Here is a 25,011-nt window from a genome sequence, read left to right as displayed (position 1 = left end):
CGCCTCATGCTCTTCGATCTGCCCAATGACGATGCGCTCTACGACGCGCTGATTGCCCGAAGCCCTGCCTATGAGGGCCGCGCTTACGTTTGCGTCAAGACAACCGGCATTTTCTGCCGGCTGACCTGCCCGGCTCGCAAGCCGAAGCGAGAAAATACCCTCTTCTACGATTCCATCGCCACCTGCATGCAATCCGGATTTCGGCCGTGCCAGCGGTGCCGGCCATTGGAAGAGGCGGACAGGGAGCCGATTGTTGACGAACTCCTCGAGGCACTCGACAACAATCCGGCAGCGCGATGGACGGAGGACGATCTTATCGCGCGCGGCTACGACCCCTCGACCGTGCGGCGGGCTTTCAAGCGATCAACAGGCGTGACGTTCCTCGATATCGCCCGCTATCGCCGTCTTGGCGAGGCGGCGAAGCAACTGGCGAATGGCGCTCGTGTCATCGATGCTCAGATTGAGGCTGGGTATGAGTCCGGCAGCGGCTTTCGCGCCGCATTCCAGCGGCTGATCGGCAAGGCGCCTGTCATGTCGCAGAAGCGTGATCTCCTGTTTGCCGATTGGTTCGAAACGCCTCTCGGGCCCATGGTGGCGGTCGCGGACCAGACACATCTGCATCTCCTTGAATTCCACGACCGCAAGGCGCTGCCGGCCGAACTGGATAAGCTGCAGCGCAAGACGCGCTCCTCGGTTGCGGCCGGCCGCACACCTGCGATCGATCAGATCGATACTGAGGTGAAGGACTATTTCGATGGCCGGTCTGCTGCGTTCCGGACGCCGCTTGCGCTGGGCTTCGGCACAGCCTTCGAACGTCAGGTCTGGTCGAAGCTGATGGAGATACCCGTCGGCGAGACACGCGCTTATGGTGATATTGCGCGTGACATGGAGAACCCGCAGATGGTGCGGGCCGTCGGGCGCGCCAATGGCGCGAACCAGATGGCAATCGTCATCCCGTGCCATCGCCTGATTGGCGCCGACGGATCTCTGACCGGCTACGGCGGCGGGCTCTGGCGCAAGCAATGGCTTTTGCGGCACGAAGATGAGATGAAGACCAAGGGATTGTTTGTGGAGGAGATCCAATGAATCAGGCCGAGAAGGCAAAGGCATTCGGTGCGCTGCATCAGAAGGGCAACCCTGTCGTCCTTTACAACATATGGGACGCCGGAACGGCGAAGGCCGTGACCGAGGCCGGCGCCAAGGCTCTTGCGACGGGAAGCTGGTCAGTCGCCGCCGCGCAGGGTTATGGGGATGGTGAAAAGATTCCGCTCGAAGCGCTGGTTGCCACCACGCGGTCGATCACCACGGTGAATGACCTGCCGCTCTCGGTCGATTTCGAGGGCGCCTATTCGACGGAACCGGCCGGTGCCGCCGCCAATGTCGAAAAGCTGATCGACGCCGGCGCCATCGGCATCAATTTCGAAGATCAGGTGGTCGGCGGTGAAGGCTTGCACCCGGTTGAGAAGCAGGCCGCCCGCATCCGCGCCATTCGCGAGATGGCGGATCGCCGTGGCATTACCTTCTTCATCAACGCCCGCACCGATCTGTTTCTGCGCGAAGGTGATCTCTCAAAGCACGCAGGACTGGTCGATGCAGCGATCGAGCGTGGCAAGGCTTACGCCGCTGCCGGTGCCAACGGCTTCTTCGTGCCTTGGCTAATCGATGAGGGCCTGATCGAGAAAATCTCAACCGCCTCGGACTTGCCGGTCAACATCATGATGCGACCGGGCGCTCCCGATGTTAAGACGCTGGCGAGGCTTGGCGTCAGCCGCGTCAGCTATGGGCCAGGACCCTATCGGATGATGATGGAGAAGCTGAAAGAGGCAGCCACGGCGGTCTATGCCGCCGCAGGCTAAAGCACAACTCCCGGAAAAGCGCAGAGCCGCGGCTCAGGGAACGATCAGCGTTCCCGCGCCGTGCTCGGTGAAGATCTCGAGCAGCACGGAATGCGCGGTCTTGCCGTTCAGGATGACGACACCCTGGACGCCGGCCTTGATCGCATCGATGCAGGTCTCGACCTTCGGGATCATGCCGCCGGAGATCGTGCCGTCGGCGATCAGCGCGTGCGCCTGGGCAACGGACAGTTCCTTGATCAGATTGCCCTGCTTGTCGAGAACACCGGGGACGTCCGTCAGGAAGAGCAGACGGGTTGCACTCAGCGCCCCGGCGATCGCGCCGGCAAAAGTGTCGGCGTTGATGTTGTAGGTTGCGCCGTCGCGGCCGGGCGCGACCGGTGCGATGACCGGGATCATCTCGGAGCGGGCAAGCAGATCAAGCAGCGTGCGGTCGACTTCGACCACCTCGCCGACGAAGCCGAGGTCGAGCACGCGCTCGATGTTCGAGTCCGGATCCTTGACCTTCTTCTGCGCCTTTTCGGCAAAGACCATGTTGCCGTCCTTGCCGCAAAGGCCGATCGCCCATTCGCCCGTCTGGTTGATGAGCGCGACGATCTCCTTGTTGATCGAGCCGGCGAGAACCATTTCGACGATCTCGACCGTCTTGGCGTCGGTGACGCGCAGGCCGCCCTCGAACTTCGATTCGATGCCCATCTTCGTCAGCATCGCGCCGATCTGCGGGCCGCCGCCGTGGACGACAATCGGATTGACGCCCGACTGCTTCAGCAGCGCGATGTCGCTCGCGAAGGCCTTGCCCAGCTCGGGATTGCCCATGGCATGGCCGCCGTACTTCACGACGATCGTCTTGTTTTCGTAACGCTGCATGAAGGGCAGGGCCTGCGCTAGGAGGCGTGCCTGGGTTTCGCTTTCGGACTGGTTCATGGGATACCCCGTGGAATTGATCGCGGCCTTTTATCTCAAGTTTTTGACAGATGGAATAATCCAGAGGCCAATAGTTTGCCGTATGTGCTGGCAACCGCGCTCGAGAAGATCGGCGCTTTGGCTAGAGGCGTGGGATGACCAGCGACGAAATCGCACATTTGATAAGCCTCGTTGCGATCGGGGACCGCAAGGCATTCGCTGTGCTCTATCGCGAGACGAGCCCGAAACTCCTTTCCATCTGCCTGCGTATCTTGAGAGACAGAACGGACGCCGAGGAGGCGACCCAGGAGGTCTACGCCAAGATCTGGCAACGCGCCGGCGTTTTTGCTGCCGGATCGGGGGCACCGTCTTCCTGGCTCGCTGCAATTGCGCGTAACCAGGCAATCGACATCATGCGCGCGCGCAAGCCAATCGCCGACGAACTGGACAGTGCATACGACCTCGCGGATGACGATCCTTCGCCCGAGATACAGACTGTGATCAAGGATGAGGGAAGGCGGATTGACACCTGCATGGAAGAGTTGGAAGCTGATCGGGCAACGGCGGTGAAGAAAGCTTACGTCGAAGGGCAGAGCTATCAGGAACTGGCCGATCAGTTTGGCGTCCCCTTGAACACGATGCGCACATGGCTGCGTCGCAGCCTCTTGAAACTGAGAGAGTGCATGGAACGATGACATCGCCGGATCAGAGCAAGGGAGGCCGCTCCCGCGACGAGGTACTCGCCGGTGAGTATGTTCTTGGTGTTCTTTCCTTCAAGGATCGGCGGGTTGTGGAAGAGCGGATGCGCCGCGACAGGCAGTTCGCAGCCATCGTCAGCCGCTGGGAGACCAACCTTTCCGCTTTCAACGACGATTACGACGTCGTCAGCCCCGGTCAGGAAACGTTCAAGCAGATCGAAGCACGTTTGTTCGGTGAGCCGGAAGCTGTCGCGGTGCCGTCGCGCGGTCTATGGAGCTCTATCGTTTTCTGGCGTTGTCTTGCGCTCGTCTCGCTGCTGATCACGGCGGGTGCACTGACAATCGCGACCGTCGCGGTTACGCCGCCTCAAACACCGGCACCGCTCGTCGCCGAGCTGACCGCTGCCAACAGCCAGGTCAACCTGCTCGCCTCCTATGAGCGGCAGAGCGGAAGGCTGAGGATCGTGCCCGTAGCTATTGGCAAGCCGCAGGAGAAGTCACTGGAGCTTTGGCTCGTTCCGGCAACCGGCACACCAAGGTCGCTTGGCGTGTTTCCTTCGGATCAGACCGGCGAGCTGGTCATACCGGTTGATATGCGCGGCAACATAGGCGAGGGCGCGTCCCTTGCCGTCAGCCTCGAGCCCTTTGGCGGCTCTCCGACAGGCCAGGCCACGGGCCCGATCGTGGCGAGCGGCACGACGCACCGCCGCTAACACTTTTCGGCACACCTGCGTTCGCGCTGAAACTCTTCCTGCGAGCCTTCCGTAGCTCCTCATGTCCGCAAGGGAATGCCGGCATTCGGCCGGTCTCATAAGCGGATGCTAGAGGAGAACCGTCATGATGAAGTCCACCCTGCGCTTGAGTGCGCTTGCCGTTGCCGTTTCCACATTTGCTTTCGTTGCTGAGGCCAAGAATCCGATTGTTGGTGGTGCTGCGATGTATCCGACGAAAGACATCGTGCAGAATGCGATGAACTCGAAGGATCACACGACGCTGGTTGCTGCCGTCAAGGCTGCCGGTCTCGTGTCGACACTGGAAAGCAAGGGACCCTTCACCGTATTCGCTCCCACCAATCAGGCCTTTGCCGAATTGCCCGCCGGCACGGTCGACACGCTGCTGAAGCCTGAAAACAAGGCAACGCTGACCAAGGTTCTGACTTGCCATGTCGTCGCGGCCGATGCGATGGCCAGGACCGTTGCCAAGATGATCAAGGCCGACGGCGGCGAACACGACATCAAGACCGTCGGCGGCTGCGTGCTGAAGGCCAAGGAAAGCAGGGGCAAGATCACGATCACCGATGAAAACGGCGCCGTCGCCCACGTCACGATAGCCGATGTGAAGCAATCCAACGGCGTCATTCACGTCGTTGACAAGGTTCTGCTGCCGAAGATGTAAATTAGTTCAGGCGGTCAATAGAAGGCGCCCCGTTCCACCGGGGCGTCTTCTTTCATTTCCAGTTGGCGATACCGACCGTTTGCGCGATTGCCTCGCGCAGGTCATCGAGACCCTCGCTCTTTTCCGAGGACGTGGCGATGATGGCCGGATAGGCGGCGGGCCGCTTCTTGATCTTTTCCGCGGTCTCCGCGAGCAACTTGGTCACAGCCGGTGGTTTGATCTTGTCGGTCTTGGTCAGAACGATCTGGTATGAGACGGCAGCCTTATCCAGTAGATCCAGCACCTCATCGTCGTTCTTCTTCACTCCGTGGCGGCTGTCGATCAACACGTAGACGCGCTTCAACGTCGCGCGGCCGCGCAGGTAATCGAAGACGAGCTTCGTCCAGGCGTCGACCTGGTCTTTCGGCGCCTGCGCGTAGCCGTAGCCCGGCATGTCGACCAGAGCCATCGGCGGAAGGTCGCCGCTTTCGCCCGAATAGCCTTCCGGCACGAAGTAGTTGAGCTCCTGCGTCCGGCCTGGCGTATTGGAGGTGCGCGCCAGCCCCTTGTGACTGACGAGCGCGTTGATCAAAGAAGACTTGCCAACGTTCGAACGGCCGGCAAAAGCCACTTCCAGCGGTCCTTCCGGCGGCAGGAATTTCAGGGAGGGAACACCGCGGATAAAGGTCCAGGGGCGCCCGAACAGCGGCTTGTCGTTCTTATTGTCGGTCATTCGGCCTTTTCCAGCAAAATCCAGTGTGCCTATGGCATTCAGGTTCCAGGCGATTTTGTCAACCGCACAGTCGTCGGACACCGCGGCGGGGTACAAATGAAAAGCCCCGCCGGAGCGGGGCTTTCGTCATTTCTCTGTCGGAGCCGGCTTTCGTTTGAAGAGCCCCTTCAGATTGTCGAAGAGCTCGATCTTCACGCCATGGCGGCGCATGATCACGCCCTGCTGGATGACCGAAAGCGTGTTGTTCCAGGCCCAGTAGATGACCAGGCCAGCCGGGAAGCTTGCCAGCATGAAGGTGAAGACCAGCGGCATCCAGTTGAAGATCATCGCCTGTGTCGGATCCGGCGGGGTCGGGTTCATGCGCATCTGCAGGAACATCGTCACACCCATGATCAGCGGCCAGACGCCGAGATGCAGGAAGGTCGGAGCGGCAAACGGCAACAGGCCGAAAAGGTTGATGAACGAGGTCGGATCGGGCGCCGAAAGGTCCTGGATCCAGCCGAAGAACGGCGCGTGGCGCATCTCGATGGTGATGTAGATCACCTTGTAGAGCGAGAAGAAGATCGGGATCTGCAGCGCGATCGGCCAGCAACCGGCGATCGGATTGATCTTCTCTTCCTTGTAGAGCGCCATCGTCGCCTGTTGCAGGCCCATGCGGTCGTCGCCGAACTTAGCCTTCAGCTCTTCCATCTTCGGCTGAACACGCTTCATGTTCGCCATCGAAGCGTACTGCTTGCTGGCGAGCGGGAAGAACAGCGCCTTGACGACGATGGTGGTCAGCAGGATCGCGACGCCGAAGTTGCCGAAGTAATGGAAGAAGAAGTCCATCAGCCTGAACATCGGCTTCGTCAGGAAGTAGAACCAGCCCCAGTCGATCAGGCGATCGAAGCGAGGGATCTGATACGTATCCTTGTAGTTGTCGATGACAGGAACGACCTTGGCGCCGGCAAAAATCAGGTTCTTGAGCTCAGTCGACTGTCCGGGCGCGACGGTGACCGCATTCTGCTTGTAGTCCGCCTGGAAACGCGGTTGTCCGTCCGTGAAGTGGCTGAAGCGGGCGTCGAAGGGGGTCTGCTGAGGCGGGATGAGCGTCGCTGCCCAATATTTGTCGGTGATCCCGAGCCAGCCCCCGGTTGCGTTCGCCATATTGACGGCTTCTTTTTCAACGGCGGTATACTTGCTTTCGACAAGTCCATCTTCGCCGATAACACCGATGAAACCTTCATGCAGAACATAGGTGGAGGCGACAGCCGGCTTGTTGTAGCGCGTGATGCGCCCGTAGCCGGAAAGTGCGACCGGAGCCTGACCGGCATTGGTGATCTTGTCCGTGACCGTGAACATGTAGTTCTCGTCAACGGAAATGGTGCGCGCGAAGGTGACGCCCCTGTCATTGGTGTAAGTAAGCGTGACCGGGGTCTTTTCGGTCAGCTTTGCGTCAGCCGGCGCTGTCCACACCGTCGAGGGACCCGGCACGCTGCCGGTCGCGTCGCCACCGATATAGCCGAGTTCGGCAAAGTACCCGTCCTTCGTTTCGGAGGGGCTGAGCAGGGTGATGATCGGGCTGCTGTCGTCGACTGTCTCGTGGTAGCGCTTGAGCCGGAGGTCGTCCAGACGGGCGCCGACAAGGTTGATCGAACCGGAAAGTGCCTGCGTATCGATCGTGATGCGCGGGTTCTTCGCAAGAGCATCTGCAATCGACGCCACCGCCGGAACCTGGTCGGTGGGAGCCGCCCCGTTCGGCTGCGCCGTCGTTGCGCCGCCGGGCGCAGGCGTCTGCACTTGCTCGGTGTGTTGCTGTGCCTTCTGGGCAAGCTCCGCCTTGCGCTGAGCCTCGATGCGCGGATTCATATAGAGGAACTGCCAGCCGAGAACGATCAGCACTGAGAGAGCGATCGCAATGAAATAATTGCGGTTGTTTTGCATCATACGTTCCTGGGGCGGCCGTCTCCGGACCGCTTGTGTTTCGGCTTGGTCTCGACGCGAGTTTTGAGCTCTGCGGCTAATTCTTTGAAGGATGCTTTCAGCACGTCCCTTCGCGCGACAACCACATAGTCGTGTCCGGGCTGCATTGCAAACCCTGCATGAAGTCGCACCGCCTCTTTCAGGCGCCGCCGCATGCGGTTTCGTTCGACCGCGTTGCCGTGTTTCTTGGTGACGGTGAAGCCGACGCGGGCTTCGGTCTCCGGCTCCTTCCGGTCGAGCACCTCAAGCAGGAAGAAACCGCCTTTTCGTTTTTCGCCCTGGCGGACAGCAAGAAACTGCGGGCGGCTTTTCAGCCGCCCGGCAGTCATTTTCTTGTTATTGGTCGTCAATTCGCCCGCCATCTCTTATCGGGCAATTCGGCCTTAGGCCGAAAGACGCTTGCGACCGCGTGCGCGGCGAGCAACGATGACCTTACGGCCGCCCTTGGTGGCCATACGTGCACGGAAACCGTGGCGGCGCTTGCGGACAAGCTTGGATGGTTGGTAGGTACGCTTCATTTATTTAAACACCGCGGAGTGCGGCCCTTCTTGAATTTGCATATTGCAAGGAGCGTTGTTTTTCGAACGGGCGAGGCTAACGAAAGCCTTATATGACCGGACGTGCGGCGGCTTATACGGATGAAGGGCCCCAAAGTCAATTATCGCCGGGAATTTCCGAGTTTGCGCCCGGAGTACAAGATTTAGTGAAGCGCATTAATCATTGTGACAAGCAGTGAGCCATGCGCTGGCGTAATATTTTTCTCAAGTTTCAACTACAGCACGCATCCTGCCCAGCGTCTAACGCTTCTGCGCGCAAAAAGCGAAGCGGCGGCGATTAAGTACGGGTAATTTTTTGTAGTGCTGCAGCCAAACACCCGAAATCTAACGTTAATTTATTTGGGCCAATTTTAGCTATCGGCCGGAATGCTTTCCCGGCTTGTCATCAGTCTTTGGGGGGCTTTTCCTTTGAAAATTCGAGGTAAGATCAATCTGCTTGTTTCCGCCATGTGTGGCGTTGCATTGCTGATCGGGGCGACGGCGCTTTGGGCCGTGCATCAATACGATACTAATCTGTCGGCTTACGAAGACGCATCTGATCGCGCCTACGCCGGTGAGCGCCTTAACCGTTTTGTGACGGCGACGGTCATGGAAGCACGCGGAATTTACAGTGCGCCCACGACGAAGGAGGCCGCTACCTTCGCCAAGGGACTGCTTGCGAACCTCGACCAGATCGACAATGTGATCGCCTCCTGGACCCCGCTCGTTCCCGAAAGTCAGAAGGGTGCCTTTGCCAAGCTGGTTGAACGTGCCAAGGAATTCCGGACATTCCGCACCGAAACAGCGCGTCTCGGCACGGAAGTGAGTCCGCAGGCTGCCAGCGAGCAAGGCAACAACGATGCCAACCGCGCCAACCGCAAAGCCTTCCAGGCCGAAATCGACGCTGTCGTGGCCACCGACAAGGCGACTCTGGACGCTGTCAATGCTCTCGTCGAAAGCTCGCGCACCTCAATCTTGTGGCTCGTGATCGCGATCAGTGTTGTCGGCGTCACGGCTGGTATCGGCATGGGCTTCTACATCGGCACGATCCAGCTTAGCCGTCCAATCAACAAGGTTACCCAGGCGATCAAGGAAGTGGCTGACGGCAATTTTGATGCCGACGTGCCGTTTGCCGGCCGTCAGGATGAAATCGGTGAGATGGCTGCGGCCGTTGCCGTCTTCAAGGAAAACGGTCTCGCCGTCCGCCGCATGAACGCGCAGGAGGCCGCCATGCGTGCCAAGAGCGACGATCTGCAGTCCAGCATGTCCGTGGTCGTGGCTTCCGCAGCTGCCGGCGACTTCAGCCGCCGCATCGAAAAGGACTATGGTGACGAGAACCTCAACCAGTTCGCCACCAACATCAACCAGCTGCTCTCGAGTATCGATGCCGGTGTCGGCGAAACACGCCGCGTAATTGCAAGCCTGGCGGAAGGCGACCTGACGCAGACGATGCGCGGCAGCTTCCACGGCGCCTTCGCCGAACTGCAGCAGAACGTCAACAGCACCTTCGCCACCCTTCAAACGACCATACGCGAAGTCCGCGAAACGGCAGAAGGCTTCCACGGAAACACCAACGAGCTGCGCGCCGCAAGCGACGACCTCTCCAAGCGCACCGAGCAGCAGGCAGCGGCTCTCGAGGAAACCTCGGCAGCCCTCGATGAGATCACGGCCGTGGTCAACAATTCGACAGAGCGCGCGCAGGAGGCCAGCGTCATGGTGTCCGAGGCCAAGGACGATGCCGGCAAATCGGGCGTTGTCGTCCGCAATGCCGTCGACGCCATGGGCCGCATCGAGCAGGCCTCGCGCGAAATCAGCCAGATCATCAACGTCATCGACGAGATCGCCTTCCAGACGAACCTGCTCGCCCTCAATGCCGGTGTCGAAGCCGCGCGTGCCGGCGAGGCGGGCAAGGGCTTTGCCGTCGTCGCCCAGGAGGTCCGCGAACTGGCGCAGCGCTCGGCAACTGCCGCAAAGGACATCAAGGGCCTGATCACCAAGTCGGGGGACGAAGTCCAGGTCGGCGTGAAGCTCGTTCAGGCCACCGGCGAGGCGCTGTCCCAGATCGAAAGCCGCGTCAACGCGATCAACGACCATATTCACTCGATCGCGACTGCCGCGAAGGAGCAGTCGACCGGCCTCAAGGAGGTCAACACGGCCATCAACCAGATGGACCAGGTGACGCAACAGAACGCCGCCATGGTCGAGGAAACCTCCGCGGCAACGCACAAGCTCTCCGGCGAAGCCGACGGCCTCGTCCGCCTCATCTCGCGCTTCAAGGTTTCGAACGTGCCGGCCGCGGCTCCTGTCGCCGTTGCGCGCCAACAGGAGCATCGTCCGGTGGCCTCACCAGCGCGCCGCGCCATGGGGACCGTAGCACGCGCATTCGCCGGCAATGCCGCCGTCGCCGAGCAGAATTGGGAAGAGTTCTGATCAGCCCTCTTCCTCTTTCGACCGATCGGAAACGCCGCCTCGGGGCGGCGTTTCCTTTTGTCGCAAGCGGCGTTGCTCTCAAAGATTTGAAAGCGGACCGCCATCGGCTAATATAGAAGTCGCGAAGGGCGCCTGGCGCCGAGCGGACGAAAGACGATGCAAGCCAACGATCAAGGCGAGAATCTTCCCCAGAGCGGTGCTGCAGGGAACGAGACCAACAGGGAGGAGCACCGCCCGTCCGGAAAGTTCGGCGGGCTCTCCGGCAAGCTGCTGTGGCTGACGGTTGTCTGCATCATGCTGGCCGAGGTTCTGATCTTCTTCCCCTCGGTTGCCAGTATGCGTCTGCGCTGGCTGGATGAGCGGTTGAACGCCGCGGCCGCGGCCGCGATCGTTATCGATGGCCTGCAGCCGGTGGAGTTGCCGCGCGCCTTACAGAAGGAAACTTTGGAGGCGACCGGCACCAAGGCGATCGTCTTGCGGAAAGAGGGCACCTCGCGTCTGCTTGCGACGACGGATATGCCGACCTCCGTTGACGAACAGTATGATCTGACCGACGTGCCGCCGATGATCGCGATCCGCGATGCGCTCGATACGATGATTTTCGGCGGCAATCGCATGATCCGCGTCTATGGCCCGGTGCAGGACACCAATACCGGCGTGGAAGTGCTGATGAAGGACAAGCACCTCCGCAATGCGATGCTGGTCTATTCACGCAACGTCTTTCTGTTGTCCATTCTGATTTCGATGTTCACCGCGACACTGGTTTTCTTCGCGATCAACCGGATCCTGATCCGGCCGATTCGCAAGCTGACGGGCAGCATGCAGCAATTCTCCTCCGATCCGGAAAATCCGCAGAACGTCTTTGTCGGCGATGGCGGGCGCGATGAGCTTGCGGTTGCCGGCCGACACCTGACCTCGATGCAGATGGAGCTGCAGAAGACGCTGAAGCAGCAGAAGAACCTTGCTGCCCTGGGGCTTGCCGTCTCCAAGATCAATCACGACATGCGCAACATCCTGGCCTCGGCGCAGCTGATGTCGGACCGCCTCGTGGACGTCGACGATCCTATGGTGAAGGCCTTCGCGCCAAAGCTGCTGCGCACGATCGACCGCGCTGTCGGCTATACGACCGAGGTCCTGTCCTATGGCCAGGCAAGCGAGGCCGCTCCGCGCAGGCGCCGCGTCCGGCTTTTCGACCTGACACAGGACGTCAAGGACATGCTCGCGGTCGATGCCCAGAGCGACATTGAATTCGTCGAACAGATGGCGCCCGACCTTGAGGTCGATGCAGACAGCGAGCAACTGTTCCGGGTTATCCACAATCTCTGCCGCAACGCCGTGCAGGCGTTGAGCGTGCCTGGCGCGGGGCGGGGACCGGATGGCATCAAGCGAATCACGGTTTCGGCCCAACGTGTCGGCAGCGTCGTCAGCATCATAGTCGACGACACTGGCCCCGGCATGCCGCAGAAAGCCAGACAGAATCTCTTCGCAGCCTTCCGCGGCTCAGCCCGCTCCGGCGGCACGGGCCTCGGCCTGGTAATCGCCCGCGAACTGGTGCTGGCCCACGGCGGCACGATCGCTCTTGTGGAAAAACCCTCGGTCGGAACGCAGTTCCGCATCGAAATTCCGGACCGCCCGGTATCCCTGGACGATTATCGCGGCCGAGCACTCCAAGAAAAGTGATGCATTTTTCGCATTTCAGCTCTGCACCACCAAAGTCGCGATTTTTTCAGAATGCCTATTGCAATCCCTCAAAGGACCCTTTAGAGAACCGCCCACGCAAGCGGTTTGACCGCTTCCGGCACGCACCCGTAGCTCAGCTGGATAGAGCACCAGACTACGAATCTGGGGGTCAGGAGTTCGAATCTCTTCGGGTGCGCCATTCCCATCATTAAGACGAAAATGCTGTGAAGCTGCGGCTTTGTTTCGACGAGAGCCTCTGCGTCTCGCCGTGTGGCAGCTAGCAAGGTGGACACGCCAAACCCTTGGCGTGCGCGCAAGAGCGTCGCAAATGCTTGTCCTGCGAAGACGAGCAAGGATCGCCTACACGGTGAACTATTCGGGATAGGCCTCGGAGCCTTCAGGCGTTGGCTTGTTGAAAAGGATGAATACCAAGGGGTTGCCGGGCTCGGACATTGCATCGCTGCGTTGACCCGTTATCTCGCCAGCCACACCGCTTGTATACTCCGCAACTACCTCGCCGAAGCTGTTGCGCTGTATGGCCACCTTTTGCCCGGCTTCGACCTTGTCGTTCAGCTTGACCAGATGCTCGACGATCCCGCCCGCGGTGGCAAGAATCGGGAAGGCGCTGTTTCCGACGAAGACACTCACTTCCTTGCCTGTGCGTCCCATCGACCCGGCGACGATGCCGTAATGCTTGAGGACATTCATCGTGCCTTCCACGAACAGAGAGATCATGTCGAGGTCCAGCACCCGCGCAGCGCCGATCTCCGGCGTAAAGGCCGGAATTCCCACGTCGATGAACGCGTTATGCAGGACACCGGGATAGACATGGTTGTCGAAGATCTGGCCGACCGGATAGAGCTCCAGCATTGCCTTGACCTCGGGCAGATCCATGCCGCCAATATTAAACGCTGTCACTTCGAATCCGGTTGTTCCGGTGTGGAAGTCAATCGCGAAGTCGGCGTTCGGCCGCAGCAGCCGGTTGAACAGGAGCCCGGCGTGCCGGCTGGCCGCGGTGGCGCCGTTCTCATTCCCGGGCCACTCCCTGTTCATGTCGATCAGATCAATGCCTCTGCCCTGATTGGGCCATCTGCGCTGCATGCTTTCGACGGCTGGGCGGGACACGTCCGTGACCGCCATCACCGTGCCCGACATTTCCGCCGGATCGAGCTGGTTCATCACCGTCTGGACTGTATGGATAGAACTCATTTCGTCGCCATGCACACCACTGACAAGGATGGCGCGCTTACCTGGCTTTGTTCCCTTGGCGACCACCACAGAGACATGCCAGTGCTGTCCGGTGGGCATTTCAACGCCCTGAAAATAGAGGGCATGCTTCTTGCCGGGCTCCAGGTCGTTGACGTCAAGCGCGCTGACGACTTTCTTCCCGTCGATGACGTCGCCGGTGTAGGCTGTTCCTGATGACTGATTGGTAGAGGGTGCCGCTGCTTGCTGGGCATTTGCAGCGCCAGCGTTGACGGCAAGGGCGGCGGATGCGCCGACCGTCGCGATGGATGCTACCAGGAAATGGCGGCGATCGAGGCCTTCTTTAGATTCGTCCGGCATGATGGAAGCCCTTTGTGGTTTGAAAAGTTACATTAGAACAACGGCATACACATCGACTGCAAAGGTCGCGCACGATTTCAAACTAGGGTGCGCTGCTGAACTCGCAAGGTTTGCGGGGCTCGCGATCTTGCGGCTTCACTCGGCAAGATCCGAAAGTAAGATGAAGCGGGCATGCCTGGACATCGACAGCGATAACAATCACGTGCCAGTTCTCAGTTTCACCTCGCCCGATGCTGCGTTCATGTCCCTCGAGTGCTACAGGCAACGTACTCACAAGATGTCGGATCCGATCCCGGCCAGTAGTCCTGGTGTGGCTCGCAATTTTGTCATGGGGAGGGTGTCGAGACGCTGCAGATCAAAGGGAATCGGATCGAAGGGCGCCACATTCCAAAATCGGTCACGCCCACAGTGCTCGCTGATCGGGCAAGCCTGCCTACGGCGAAATGTTGCCTTCTTGGCATGCGTCAAGCGCATTGCCTTGCCAGAGCAATCGAATCGCGAACGGTTCTTTAACCCGACCTTACGGCCGGTGACTGAAGCGGGCGATTTGCGCGTCCCTCATCAGGTTCCGGAAGCTGGGGCCGCTCATATGCACCAGCGTCGTGTGGTCGCCGCCCTCGAAATAGACGTCACTGGCATCGCCGAGGCTTTCGTCGAGGATCACAGGTACGTTGTAGGCCGATCCGATCGGTGGGACAGCGCCAATGTCGCAGTCGGCGAAGAGCGAGCAAACCTCATCTTCCGAGGCGAGGCCGAGGCGCCTGTCCATGACATCTTGCAACGTGCTGAGCTCGATCCGGTGCGTGCTGGGAACGACGGCCAGGACGTAGCCCATCTCGTGATGCACGACGACGGATTTCGCCAGCCGGCTGCCCGGAACATGCGCGGCTTGCGCCGATTGGCTGGTTGTCGCTGTGCGATGATGCGGGACGGTATCATAGGCGATACCCTCACCGTCGATATAATCCTGAAGTTTCCTTGCGATCGTCATCGTGGGCACCCCTTATATTGCGTGGGGAGGCATAACAGGCATTCTCCTCTCATCATCTGTGAAGTCAACGGCGAACGGGACCGGTCGGTCCGTTGGTCGCCGCCACGGGACGATGGCGGTCATCTGGGCTCTTCAGTGGTCAGCCCGCGTCGCAGGCGCGCCCGATGCCGCCTGCCTAAGCAGAGGCTCTCAATTCGCCGCGCATGGCGAGTGCCTCGTTGGTCGAGAGCACGGAGGCGTAGGCGAAGGCGAGTGCCGCCATGAAGGCCGCATGCGCTTGCGCGGCAGGGACGAGCGTGCCGTTGAATTCGAGGTCGCGCGTTGCGCAAGCGTCATGGATGACCATCACCCGATAGCCGAAATCGTTGGCGGCCCGCGTCACGGCGTCGATGCACATGTGGCTCATGCTGCCGACGACCGTGACGTCCTCGATACCATGGCGGTCGAGTGTCGCTTTCAGATCCGTTTCACGGAACGAGTTGATATGGTTCTTGACGATGACGGACTCGCCGGGTCGGTTCAGCACCTTCGGATGAATCTGGGCGCCCTCTGAGCCGGCCATGAAAAAGGCGGCATTCTCGCTCGCCGACTCATGTCTGACGTGAACGACAAGATCGCCTGCATCTCGAGCAGCCGCGATGATCCGCGCCGCATTGTCGGCAGCCGCCTCGGCACCGCTCAACGGCCATTTGCCGTCCGGAAAATAGTCGTTCTGAATGTCGACGACGATGAGGGCTCGCTTGCTCATGTGCTTGTGTCCTTTCGGTTCTTCCGGGGGCGATCCCCGGCCGTTGATGGACAAACTATGTCTGAATCGGCATGGTGTGGATTGGCGAAATTGACATTATCGAGGCAAAAACTGACAAATGAGCCAAACCGACGCGCCGGCCGAGATCGGCATCCTGCTTTATCCGAACGTCCAACTCGCAGCCGTCCACGGTCTGACCGATCTCTTCCACCTGGCCAATCGGTTCGCAACTGCCCGGCAGCCGTCAGGAGGCCCCGCCCTGCGCGTCAGCCATTGGCAAGGGGCAGAAACCTCGGCAGCGGTCGAGCGCGTCTTCGATACGGCACCCGGCACTCCCGGATCGCCGGCCGTGCTCATCCTGCCGCCGAGCTTCGGCGACCCGATGACGTCAGAGCAAGCCGCTCCGCTGGCGCAATGGCTTCGTGCGCGGCATGCCGAGGGAACGACGCTGAGTTCCGTCTGCGTCGGCGCCTTCCTTCTTGCTGAAACGGGCCTTCTGGCGAACCGTTTGGCGACGACCCACTGGGTCTGCGCGGACGCGCTGGCTCAGCGCTTTCCCGAGGTGAGGGTCGACGCCGACAAGCTTATCATCGACGATGGCGACGTGATTACCGCGGGCGGCCTGATGGCCTGGACCGATCTCGGCCTCAAACTCGTCGACAGATTGTTGGGATCGACGATCATGCTCGAGACCGCGCGCTATCTTCTCGTCGATCCGCCGGGCAGGGAGCAGCGCTACTACAGCAATTTCTCGCCGCGTCTCAATCATGGCGACGAGCAGATCCTCAAGGTGCAGCACTGGCTGCACGCGAGTGGTGCGCGCCAAGTGACGCTTGCGGCGATGTCGGAGCGTGCCCGCCTGGAGGAGCGCACGTTCCTGCGTCGTTTCCGCAGGGCGACCGGCCTTCGCCCGACTGAGTATTGCCAGCATCTGCGGATCGGCAAGGCGCGCGAAATGCTGGAGTTTTCCAACCGCACGGTCGAGCAGATTGCGGGTGCGGCCGGCTACGAGGATCCGGGCGCGTTCCGAAAGGTGTTCCACAAGATCACGGGGCTATCGCCCGGAGACTACCGCAACCGCTTCGGATTGACCGGGCGGGCATGAAGGCTGCTGCAGAGCTGACGCGCTAGCTTGGCGCAATATTGCGACGCCATGGTGAACTTGGCGCTGCGTGCAGCGGTTCGTGGCGCATGGCCGGAGGGAATATGTTGAGGGGTATGGGGCGAGCGTTTGCGTTGTGCGTGGTGGTTGCGGCGCTTGCCGGTTGCGTCGACGCCAATGCGCCGACCCTCGTGCCCGTGGCCACGCCTTTCGATCCACCGCTCAATCCGCCGGGCATCGCGCATCACATCTGCGCCGCCGATGGCAATTTCATGTATCGCGAGGCGAAGAAGCAATACGAACTGCGCGTCGGAATGGCCGGCGCTCCGATCGATCCGGCCCAAGAGGAAGCGAATGCGACCGCTGCCGCGCACCGGCAGTATGTCGCGTGCCTGTCGAGCCAGGGATACCGAATCGCAAATAGATGAGTTTGCGGGCCTGCTGAGTTCCGAGTCCGGATCGCTTGATCCGCCATGCCACGATCGAGTGCGCGCTGTAAAGAATCAGGACCCACACATCACGCGCAGTCGCTGCCGATCACGAATGCAGGAACCCGCGTGTGATGGCGGAACTTTGCTACGGTAGAACGCATTTTTCTAAGGTAAATCCAGAAGGAGGATTTATCATGAAAATGTTCAGCTTCGCTTCCACTCTCTCGGCCGGAACTCTTCTCGCGCTGGCATCAATCACTCCCGTCGAGGCGGCACCTGTGCAGCAGGTTCCTCTCCCAAGTGCCTCGAACGTTGAGATGGTGCAGTACAATCAGCGGGCAGGTCACTTAAACGGCTATCGTGGCTCGCGCACCGAGCGCCCCGGCACCCGCCGCGGTCCGGATGGCTACTGGTATCCGCTGGCAGCCTTCGGTGTCGAGGGCGGTACGACCGGCTCGATCGGCACTCAACCGGCACGGCCGATGCAGCGGCAAACCTACTGTCAGAACACATTTGGCGGCACCAATGGCGATGGCAGCATGCCATGCGATAACGGCTATTGATGGGGTTGAGCCGAGGGAAAGGCGAGACGAATTCTCGCCTTTCCGTCATCTTCTTCCTTCAACCTTTGGTGATGTTTTTCTGTGCTTGCGGGGTCTCCGGGCCAACCAGGAGATCTGCGGTGCCCCGAGATCGTTTCGGGACGGCGTTACCCGATTGCCGTCTCTCGCCGCCGCAGGCACAACCTCACGGCCGACGTTGTTTAAGAAAAATTGATCAGTCGATCAAATATGCCGCAAAAAGAGGCTGCAAGATTGGTGGAGCTATGCGGGCATTGCAATGCTGCATTGCGGTAATCTCCCTATTCCTGATCGAAACAATGGGCTATCTATTACCTCGAAGGCAGCGCACTCCTCCTCCCAGCGCTCCTTCATCGGACTGACAACACTCCTCCTCCCAGTTGTCAGTCAGGATCAAGAGCCCGGTGCACCTCCTCCCGCACCGGGCTCTTTTCTTTTTCGGTCCTTCCTGCAAATCATCAGCGCTGTGCCGGCCCAGTTTTTCGGAGCTGCGGTAATACGCTGGCTTAATGCCGTCAGCCGCAGTGTCGCCTGGAAGTTTTTCACCGGCGAAGATTCCCCGTAGGCAATCGACTGCGATCTGATATATCAGAACTGGCTGCAACGACACTCACACGCCTGCGGATAGGCGAGATCTGAACCAAGCTCATCGGCGAAATGCTGGATTGCTGCCGGAGGGTGTCGACAATATTGCCGGACAATATTCGCGTGATGGCGAGATCACGCGCTTGAGAGGAGTTGACGAATGAGATGGAAGCGCACGATCCAGCTTCTGGATGTCCACGCGGAAGGTGAAATCGGCAAGGTTGCGATCGGCGGTGTGCCGAAGATCCCCGGCAATACGGTCGCCGAACAGCTGAACTGGCTGAACACCGATCCGAAGGGCCAGGAACTGCGCCGCTTTCTCTGCCTCGAGCCGCGCGGCGCGCCGATCGGCTCCGTCAATCTGCTGTTGCCGCCGAAGCATCCGGCTGCCGATGCGGCCTTCATCATCCTGCAGCCTGACCAGGCGCATGCAAGCTCGGGCTCGAACTCGATCTGCGTCACCACTGCATTGCTGGAATCCGGCATCGTCGAGATGAAGGAGCCGGAAACCATCGTCACGCTGGAGACGGCCGCGGGCCTCGTCAAGGCGACGGCGACCTGCCGCGACGGGCGCTGCGAGAAGGTCAAGCTCACCATGGTTCCGTCCTTCGTGCATGAGCTCGACGTGGACGTCGACACCCCGCACTGGGGCAAGATCAAGGTCGATATCTGCTACGGCGGCATCTTCTACGCGCTGGTCGATGTCGGACAGATCAACCTGACGATCGAGAAGGGCAATGCCGCGGCGCTCGTGCAGGCCGGCATGGTGCTGAAGGAGCTGATCAACCGCAGCATCGAGGTTGTCCATCCGGAAATTCCAGCGATCTCGGGCGTTGCCTACGTCATGTTCCGCGACCTCGAGGCGGACGGCACCGTTCGTACCTGCACGACCATGTGGCCGGGGCGCGCCGACCGCTCGCCCTGCGGCACGGGCAATTCCGCCAACCTCGCAGCACGCCATGCGCGTGGCGAGGCAAAGGTCGGCGACATCTTCAAGTCGCGCTCGATCATTGGTTCGGAGTTCGAGGTCGGTCTGCTGGCGGAAACCGAAGTCGCCGGCCGTGCCGCGATCATTCCGACGATCGCCGGGCGTGGCTTTACCTTTGGTCTTTCGCAGGTCGCGCTCGATCCCTTCGATCCGCATCCGGGTGGCTTTGCCCTAACTGATGTCTGGGGGCCATTGGCAGGGGAAATCTGACGCTCAATAGGTAAAGGGGTCGACCTCTGCCTTTTCAACGGCGTGGTCGCCCGCCTGCTCTGGGTAGATGACGCCCTTCCGCAGGATGACGTTGGCGTAAAGTCGCGGTTCGCTTGTTTGGATGACGGCGTGAGCGGCCCGAACGCGATTGTAGAAGTCAGCCCCGACCAGCGGCACGACCTGCCGGTGTGGGTCGTGGCGGGCGCAGCAATCGATTATCTCTTCATGAACAGGGTCGAGCTTGTCGCGCTCGGCCTTCACGGTCGACCGGAAAATCGCATCCGGAACGAAGTCGTCGATCGGCAGGACGCTGAGAACGGCATCGAGCACGGGTACGATACCGTGGCCATCGAGGCGGATCAGCCGCCTTGCATGTTCGACACCGGGATAGTTGCCGTCAACGATGGCGATTTCGTCGCCATGCCCCATGGCGCGTAAGGTCGAAAGCAGGTCCGGGCTCAGAAGCGGGTTAAGTCCCTTCAGCATATTCGACCTCTTTGAATAGAACGTTCTGGTCCGTAAGGTAGCGCGCGAAGATCGGCAGGCTGGCGCCGCCGATGGCGCGCGCATGAGCGCCGACCGCGCCTTCGATAATGTCCGGCATGACAACGCCCTGCAGATCGAGCATCGCTGCTTCATGGATCGTCGCTTGCACAATCCGTTCCCGTACCCATCCGGGAAAGCCACCGTCGATGACGGCCGCACTGAAGTCGATGATCGAGGCCGCGGCGACGATTGCCTGTGCGAGCGCTTTGGCGGTGTCCTGGATCCACGTCTCAAGAGGCTCACCGAAGTCGATCCAGTCGTCGGCCGAATACCAGAGCGGCTGCGGGTCAATGCCGCGCTCGCGCAGCATGTTCTCCAGCACGAAGATCGAGGCAACTTCGAGCAACTGCAGTGTTTCGCCGTTCTTGCCGCGAACGGGAAGGGGGCCGATGGCTCCGGCTGTGCCCGTGCGACCGGAAAAGATTGCCGAATTGAGAACGATACCGCCGCCGATGAAGGAGCCGATGAAGAAATAAACGAAATCGGGATAGGACGGCCCGATACCGAACACGAGTTCGGCGCCGCAGGCACTTGTCGCATCGTTCTGCAGGTAAACGGGGTAGGGCACGCGGGCGGCGATTTCTGCGTGGAGGTCGAAGTCGCGCCACACGTCCATCGCGCCTTTGGGCGATCCCACTTCTTCTTCCCAGTTCCAAAGCTCGAAGGGTGCTGCGATGCCGATGCCGGCAATGCGGCTGCGCTGCTGCTCGTCGAGCCGGCTTTCAAGCTCGCGGATGCCTGACGTAATGAAGTCCAGGAAAACCTCGGGCAGCGGATAGGCATAGGTTTGGTGAAGTTGCAGGCGGATATTGCCCACGAAATCCATCAGCACCAGGTCGGCGCTGCGTCGGCCCATCTTCACGCCGAACGAGTAAACGGCGTCGGCATTGAGGCGCATCGGGATCGAGGGTTGACCGACGCGCCCGCGCACCGGCTCGCCGCGAGAGAGCAGCCCTTCCTTCTCCAGTGCCCGCATGATGACCGACACCGTCTGTGCCGAAAGGCCGGTGCGGCGTGCGATATCCGCCTTCGACTGGGAGCCGTAAAGGCGCACCAGCGACAGCACAAGCCGCTCGTTATAGGCGCGGACCCTGATCTGGTTCGCGCCGCCCGCGGGACTCGATATAGGCGGTTGGGCCGGTGTGTGAACCGGACCGTCTAAAGACGACATTGGCCGCTCCTCCCGTCTCGTGGCCTATGCGCTATTTTTGCTCAGCATGCCATAGCGAATTAATAATTCAATTGGATTTATTTATTGACAAGGCGATTTCTTTCGCTCTTAATTACCCTCGTCAAACGGCACAGAACGGCTTGGAGGAGGCCCGTCGGCGAGACTGCAGCGTTCTCGTGCTCGTCAATTCCGGCACCGCCAGGGGGTGGGTCGGCTATTTCTGGGAGGATTAAATGAAGAAATCAGTGCTTTCCGCAGCGCTTGGCGCGCTCGCCCTCGGTGTCGCCTTCTCGGCGCCGGCAATGGCCGCGGATGTTTCCGCCTGCCTCATCACCAAGACCGACACCAACCCCTTCTTCGTCAAGATGAAGGAAGGCGCGACAGCAAAGGCAAAAGAACTCGGAGTGACGTTGAAGTCCTACGCCGGCAAGATCGACGGTGACAGCGAAAGCCAGGTTGCCGCGATCGAAAGCTGCATTGCCGACGGCGCGAAAGGTATCCTGATCACCGCATCCGACACGAAGGGCATTGTCCCGTCCGTCAAGAAGGCACGTGATGCGGGCCTCCTGGTGATCGCCCTCGACACGCCGCTCGATCCCGCCGATTCTGCCGACGCAACGTTCGCGACCGACAACCTGCTCGCCGGCAAGCTGATCGGCCAGTGGGCCAAGGAAACGCTTGGCGACAAGGCAAAGGATGCCAAGGTCGGCTTCCTCGATCTGACGCCGTCGCAGCCAACCGTCGACGTTCTGCGTGACCAGGGCTTCATGATGGGCTTTGGCATCGACACCAAGGATCCGAACAAGATCGGCGACGAGGACGATGCGCGCATCGTTGGCCACGACGTGACGAACGGCAACGAAGAAGGCGGCCGCAAAGCTATGGAAAACCTTCTGCAGAAGGATCCGAGCATCAACGTCATCCACACGATCAATGAGCCGGCTGCTGTCGGCGCCTATCAGGCCCTCAAGGCTGTCGGCATGGAAAAGAACGTGCTGATCGTTTCGGTTGATGGCGGTTGCCCGGGTGTCAAGTCCGTCAAGGACGGTGTCATCGGCGCCACCTCTCAGCAGTATCCGCTGCTGATGGCTTCGCTCGGCATCGAGGCGATCAAGAAGTTTGCGGACAGCGGTGAAAAGCCGAAGCCGACCGAAGGCAAGTCCTTCTTCGACACCGGCGTTTCGCTGGTGACAGACAAGCCGGTCTCAGGCCTCGAGTCGATCGACACGAAGGTCGGCACCGACAAGTGCTGGGGCTAAATCCCGCGATATAAACTGCCGGCCGGGGCTTGATCCCCGGTCGGTTTCGACCGACCATGGCTGCTGTCTCGGGAACCGGCAAACAAAGACCGGTGTGATATGGGGCAGGGCTTCCGCGCGCGGTTTGGCGCGAAAGCGGAGGAGGAACAATGACCGGAGCACAGGACTTCGAACGGGTGCTCGACGGCAGCGACAAGAATGTCGCGTCGTTTGAACATCAAGCCGTACCATTTGTGAAGCGTGCGCAGCATTTCTTGCACTCGACACCGGCCGCTGTGCCGCTGATCGTGCTGGTGCTGTCGATCATCATTTTCGGCATCGCGATTGGCGGGCGGTTCTTTTCGTCCTACACGCTGACGCTCATTCTCCAGCAGATCGCCATCGTCGGTATCCTGGGGGCCGCGCAGACGCTGGTCATCCTGACCGCTGGCATCGATCTTTCGATCGGTGTGATCATGGTCATCTCGGCCGTCATCATGGGCAATTGTGCCATCACCTATGGCATCCCCACACCGATCGCCGTGCTGGCCGGCATGCTGGTAGGCGGCCTCTGCGGTCTCCTGAACGGTTTCCTCGTCGCGTTCATGAAACTGCCGCCGTTCATCGTGACGCTCGGTACGTGGAACATCGTGATGGCCACGAACTTCATCTATTCCGCCAACGAAACGATCCGCGACACCGATGTCGACGCGCAGGCGCCGTTGCTGCATTTCTTTGCGATCAGCTTCAGGCTCGGCAGCGCAGTCCTGACGCTCGGCGTCATTGCCATGGTGCTACTTGTCCTTGCGCTCTGGTACATCCTCAATCACACCGCCTGGGGCCGCCACGTCTATGCCGTCGGCGATGATCCGGAAGCGGCAAAGCTTTCAGGTATTCAGACCAAGAGCGTGCTGCTCACCGTCTACACCGTCTCTGGCATCATCGCCGCCTTCGCAGCCTGGGTCTCCATCGGCCGCAACGGCTCGATTTCTCCCTCGTCTGCGGTAACGGATTATAACCTGCAGGCCATCACGGCGACGGTGATCGGCGGTATCTCGCTCTTCGGCGGCCGCGGCTCAATCCTCGGCACACTCTTCGGCGCGATGATTGTCGGCGTCGTCTCTATGGGCCTCAACATGCTCGGCGCCGATCCACAATGGAAGGTGTTGCTCACCGGCGTGCTTATCATCGCCGCGGTCGCAATCGACCAGTGGATCAGAAAGGTGTCGGTGTAATATGGCGAACGAACCTCTCCTCTCGGCACGCGGTCTGGTCAAGCGCTACGGACGCGTTACCGCACTCGATCATGCCGATTTCGATCTGTACCCCGGCGAGATCCTGGCAGTCATCGGCGACAACGGAGCCGGCAAGTCCTCGCTCATCAAGGCGATCTCGGGCGCCATCAGCCCCGATGAGGGCGAGATCACGCTGGAAGGCAAGCCTGTGCATTTCAAGTCTCCGATGGAGGCGCGCGATGCCGGTATCGAGACGGTCTACCAGAACCTCGCTCTATCGCCGGCGCTTTCGATCGCCGACAACATGTTCCTCGGCCGAGAGATTCGTCGGCCGGGCATCCTTGGCAGTTGGTTTCGCATGCTCGATCGCCCGGAGATGGAGAATCGCGCCCGCACCAAGCTTTCCGAGCTTGGCCTGATGACCATCCAGAATATCAACCAGGCCGTCGAAACGCTCTCGGGCGGTCAGCGGCAGGGTGTGGCGGTCGCGCGTGCTGCAGCCTTCGGTTCCAAGGTCGTCATCATGGACGAGCCGACGGCTGCCCTTGGCGTCAAGGAAAGCCGCAAGGTCTTGGAACTGATCCTGGACGTGCGCTCGCGCGGTCTGCCGATCGTGCTGATCTCGCACAACATGCCGCATGTCTTCGAGGTTGCCGACCGTATCCATATCCACCGGCTCGGTCGTCGCCTGACGGTCATCAATCCGAAGGAATACACGATGTCCGATGCGGTCGCCTTCATGACCGGCGCCAAAGCCGCTCCGACGGAGCCGGTTGCCGCATGAGTGCAACGATCGATGAAATCGCCGGCGAGGTCATCGATCGCGCCGGTGACACCAAGCGCTTCCTGATCGCCATCGCCGGCCCGCCCGGCGCTGGCAAGTCCACCATGGCGGACAACCTGGCCGACGCCCTGAAAGCCAGGGGCGAAACGGCCGAGGTCCTGCCGATGGATGGCTTCCACATGGACAATGCCATCCTCATTGAACGCGGTCTTCTGGCGCGCAAGGGTATCCCGGAAACCTTCGACGTCAGGGGCTTTCTCGATATCATCCGGGCCGTGCGTCCCGCCGACCAGGACGTGCTGATCCCTGTCTTTGACCGGTCCAGGGAAATCGCCATCGCCTCGGCGCGTGTGGTTTCGCCGGAGCATCGCTTCATTATCGTCGAGGGCAATTACCTGCTCTTCAGCCAGGGCAAATGGGCAGAGCTCGAAGGTATCTTCGACTACTCTGTCATGCTCGCCCCGCCGATCGAGGTGCTCGAGGAACGGCTGTGGGCGCGTTGGCGCGGCTACAAGCTGACAGAGGAAGAAGCGAGCGCCAAGGTCTACGGCAACGATTTGCCTAATGGTCGATTGATCCTTGGCAATCGCCGCAGGGCCGATGTGACGCTCGAGATCGCCTGACCTGTCTGGCGGTCTGGCTGAATGCCGGGACTTGCATCGCCTG

The 25,011-nt window shown here is 60.5% G+C and carries 25 protein-coding genes and 1 tRNA gene; 16 read left to right on the top strand and 10 right to left on the bottom strand.

Features of this window, described 5'->3' with window-relative positions; translation table 11 throughout:
• Window positions 1-6: 6 nt before the first annotated feature.
• Together C934_RS0116235 and C934_RS0116230 are read left to right on the top strand one after the other, a co-directional pair.
• Window positions 7-1,086, top strand: coding sequence for a bifunctional transcriptional activator/DNA repair enzyme AdaA (locus C934_RS0116235; RefSeq protein WP_018857710.1), 1,080 nt, complete (start codon window positions 7-9; stop codon window positions 1,084-1,086).
• Window positions 1,083-1,856, top strand: a complete 774-nt coding sequence (locus C934_RS0116230; protein ID WP_018857709.1) for an isocitrate lyase/PEP mutase family protein — start codon at window positions 1,083-1,085, stop codon at window positions 1,854-1,856. Before C934_RS0116235 ends, C934_RS0116230 begins: the two co-directional genes overlap by 4 nt.
• Before the next feature lie 33 nt (window positions 1,857-1,889).
• Here C934_RS0116230 and argB read toward each other — a convergent pair whose 3' ends face one another.
• Entirely contained in the window at window positions 1,890-2,777 is an 888-nt protein-coding gene (gene argB, locus C934_RS0116225) for an acetylglutamate kinase (protein WP_018857708.1), read from the bottom strand.
• Between the two features lie 134 nt (window positions 2,778-2,911).
• Here argB and C934_RS0116220 point away from each other — a divergent pair, with 134 nt between their 5' ends.
• The 3 genes from C934_RS0116220 (at window position 2,912) to C934_RS0116210 (ending at window position 4,849) form a co-directional block, all read left to right on the top strand.
• Window positions 2,912-3,451, top strand: coding sequence for a sigma-70 family RNA polymerase sigma factor (locus tag C934_RS0116220; protein WP_018857707.1), 540 nt, complete (start codon window positions 2,912-2,914; stop codon window positions 3,449-3,451).
• Window positions 3,448-4,167, top strand: a complete 720-nt coding sequence (locus C934_RS0116215; RefSeq protein WP_018857706.1) for an anti-sigma factor — start codon at window positions 3,448-3,450, stop codon at window positions 4,165-4,167. The genes C934_RS0116220 and C934_RS0116215 overlap by 4 nt, the downstream gene beginning before the upstream one ends.
• A gap of 124 nt (window positions 4,168-4,291) precedes the next feature.
• A complete protein-coding gene (locus C934_RS0116210) occupies window positions 4,292-4,849 on the top strand; it encodes a fasciclin domain-containing protein (protein WP_018857705.1) in 558 nt (185 codons plus the stop codon).
• Between the two features lie 52 nt (window positions 4,850-4,901).
• Here C934_RS0116210 and yihA read toward each other — a convergent pair whose 3' ends face one another.
• The 4 genes from yihA to rpmH form a co-directional block, all read right to left on the bottom strand.
• Entirely contained in the window at window positions 4,902-5,561 is a 660-nt protein-coding gene (gene yihA / locus C934_RS0116205; protein ID WP_018857704.1) for a ribosome biogenesis GTP-binding protein YihA/YsxC, read from the bottom strand.
• A gap of 126 nt (window positions 5,562-5,687) precedes the next feature.
• Window positions 5,688-7,484 carry a membrane protein insertase YidC gene (gene yidC, locus C934_RS0116200; RefSeq protein WP_018857703.1) on the bottom strand — a complete coding sequence of 599 codons (1,797 nt, stop codon included), beginning with the start codon at window positions 7,482-7,484 and terminating at the stop codon, window positions 5,688-5,690.
• Window positions 7,484-7,885: a ribonuclease P protein component gene (gene rnpA / locus C934_RS0116195; RefSeq protein WP_007802014.1), complete on the bottom strand. Its 402-nt coding sequence runs from the start codon at window positions 7,883-7,885 to the stop codon at window positions 7,484-7,486. Before rnpA ends, yidC begins: the two co-directional genes overlap by 1 nt.
• Window positions 7,886-7,906: 21 nt before the next feature.
• On the bottom strand, window positions 7,907-8,041 hold the full coding sequence (gene rpmH, locus C934_RS0116190; protein ID WP_016552555.1) for a 50S ribosomal protein L34: 135 nt from the start codon (window positions 8,039-8,041) through the stop codon (window positions 7,907-7,909).
• A gap of 447 nt (window positions 8,042-8,488) precedes the next feature.
• On the opposite strand from rpmH, the gene C934_RS0116185 reads away from it, so the two are divergent.
• The 3 genes from C934_RS0116185 (at window position 8,489) to C934_RS0116175 (ending at window position 12,368) form a co-directional block, all read left to right on the top strand.
• A complete protein-coding gene (locus C934_RS0116185; protein ID WP_026371836.1) occupies window positions 8,489-10,489 on the top strand; it encodes a methyl-accepting chemotaxis protein in 2,001 nt (666 codons plus the stop codon).
• 156 nt (window positions 10,490-10,645) lie between these two features.
• Window positions 10,646-12,169, top strand: coding sequence for an ATP-binding protein (locus tag C934_RS0116180; protein ID WP_018857701.1), 1,524 nt, complete (start codon window positions 10,646-10,648; stop codon window positions 12,167-12,169).
• Between the two features lie 122 nt (window positions 12,170-12,291).
• Window positions 12,292-12,368 (top strand) — tRNA-Arg (locus C934_RS0116175).
• A 173-nt stretch (window positions 12,369-12,541) separates the two neighbouring features.
• Here C934_RS0116175 and C934_RS0116170 read toward each other — a convergent pair.
• The 3 genes from C934_RS0116170 to C934_RS0116160 all read right to left on the bottom strand — a co-directional run bounded on the left by C934_RS0116170 (window position 12,542) and on the right by C934_RS0116160 (window position 15,474).
• Window positions 12,542-13,735 carry a succinylglutamate desuccinylase/aspartoacylase family protein gene (locus C934_RS0116170; RefSeq protein ID WP_018857700.1) on the bottom strand — a complete coding sequence of 398 codons (1,194 nt, stop codon included), beginning with the start codon at window positions 13,733-13,735 and terminating at the stop codon, window positions 12,542-12,544.
• 520 nt (window positions 13,736-14,255) lie between these two features.
• Entirely contained in the window at window positions 14,256-14,726 is a 471-nt protein-coding gene (locus C934_RS0116165; RefSeq protein ID WP_026371835.1) for an aminoacyl-tRNA deacylase, read from the bottom strand.
• 175 nt (window positions 14,727-14,901) lie between these two features.
• Window positions 14,902-15,474: a cysteine hydrolase family protein gene (locus tag C934_RS0116160; RefSeq protein ID WP_018857698.1), complete on the bottom strand. Its 573-nt coding sequence runs from the start codon at window positions 15,472-15,474 to the stop codon at window positions 14,902-14,904.
• Window positions 15,475-15,592: 118 nt separating this feature from the next.
• Between C934_RS0116160 and C934_RS0116155 the strand changes: the two genes are divergently transcribed.
• The 4 genes from C934_RS0116155 (at window position 15,593) to C934_RS0116140 (ending at window position 19,371) form a co-directional block, all read left to right on the top strand.
• A complete protein-coding gene (locus tag C934_RS0116155; protein ID WP_018857697.1) occupies window positions 15,593-16,579 on the top strand; it encodes a GlxA family transcriptional regulator in 987 nt (328 codons plus the stop codon).
• A 101-nt stretch (window positions 16,580-16,680) separates the two neighbouring features.
• Complete coding sequence (locus C934_RS0116150; protein WP_026371834.1) at window positions 16,681-17,004, top strand: hypothetical protein; 324 nt, start codon at window positions 16,681-16,683, stop codon at window positions 17,002-17,004.
• A 197-nt stretch (window positions 17,005-17,201) separates the two neighbouring features.
• Entirely contained in the window at window positions 17,202-17,570 is a 369-nt protein-coding gene (locus C934_RS0116145; protein WP_018857695.1) for a hypothetical protein, read from the top strand.
• A gap of 763 nt (window positions 17,571-18,333) precedes the next feature.
• Window positions 18,334-19,371 (top strand): 4-hydroxyproline epimerase, encoded by a 1,038-nt coding sequence (locus tag C934_RS0116140; protein ID WP_018857694.1) that lies wholly within the window; start codon window positions 18,334-18,336, stop codon window positions 19,369-19,371.
• Window positions 19,372-19,374: 3 nt separating this feature from the next.
• On the opposite strand, the gene C934_RS0116135 is transcribed toward C934_RS0116140, so the two are convergent.
• Together C934_RS0116135 and C934_RS0116130 are read right to left on the bottom strand one after the other, a co-directional pair.
• A complete protein-coding gene (locus C934_RS0116135) occupies window positions 19,375-19,857 on the bottom strand; it encodes an RbsD/FucU family protein (RefSeq protein ID WP_018857693.1) in 483 nt (160 codons plus the stop codon).
• Complete coding sequence (locus C934_RS0116130; RefSeq protein WP_018857692.1) at window positions 19,841-21,088, bottom strand: ROK family transcriptional regulator; 1,248 nt, start codon at window positions 21,086-21,088, stop codon at window positions 19,841-19,843. The genes C934_RS0116135 and C934_RS0116130 overlap by 17 nt, the downstream gene beginning before the upstream one ends.
• Window positions 21,089-21,321: 233 nt before the next feature.
• Here C934_RS0116130 and C934_RS0116125 point away from each other — a divergent pair, with 233 nt between their 5' ends.
• The 4 genes from C934_RS0116125 to C934_RS0116110 all read left to right on the top strand — a co-directional run bounded on the left by C934_RS0116125 (window position 21,322) and on the right by C934_RS0116110 (window position 24,968).
• Window positions 21,322-22,347, top strand: a complete 1,026-nt coding sequence (locus tag C934_RS0116125; protein WP_018857691.1) for a sugar ABC transporter substrate-binding protein — start codon at window positions 21,322-21,324, stop codon at window positions 22,345-22,347.
• Between the two features lie 149 nt (window positions 22,348-22,496).
• Complete coding sequence (locus tag C934_RS0116120; protein WP_018857690.1) at window positions 22,497-23,561, top strand: ABC transporter permease; 1,065 nt, start codon at window positions 22,497-22,499, stop codon at window positions 23,559-23,561.
• A 1-nt stretch (window position 23,562) separates the two neighbouring features.
• A complete protein-coding gene (locus C934_RS0116115) occupies window positions 23,563-24,345 on the top strand; it encodes an ATP-binding cassette domain-containing protein (RefSeq protein ID WP_018857689.1) in 783 nt (260 codons plus the stop codon).
• On the top strand, window positions 24,342-24,968 hold the full coding sequence (locus tag C934_RS0116110) for a nucleoside triphosphate hydrolase (RefSeq protein ID WP_018857688.1): 627 nt from the start codon (window positions 24,342-24,344) through the stop codon (window positions 24,966-24,968). Before C934_RS0116115 ends, C934_RS0116110 begins: the two co-directional genes overlap by 4 nt.
• Window positions 24,969-25,011 lie beyond the last annotated feature (43 nt).

The sequence above is a fragment of the Rhizobium sp. 42MFCr.1 genome, assembly GCF_000377185.1.
GTDB lineage: Bacteria > Pseudomonadota > Alphaproteobacteria > Rhizobiales > Rhizobiaceae > Rhizobium > Rhizobium altiplani.
The sequence above is the reverse complement of the archived record's forward strand: the minus strand, read 5'-3'. Positions and strand labels throughout refer to the sequence as shown.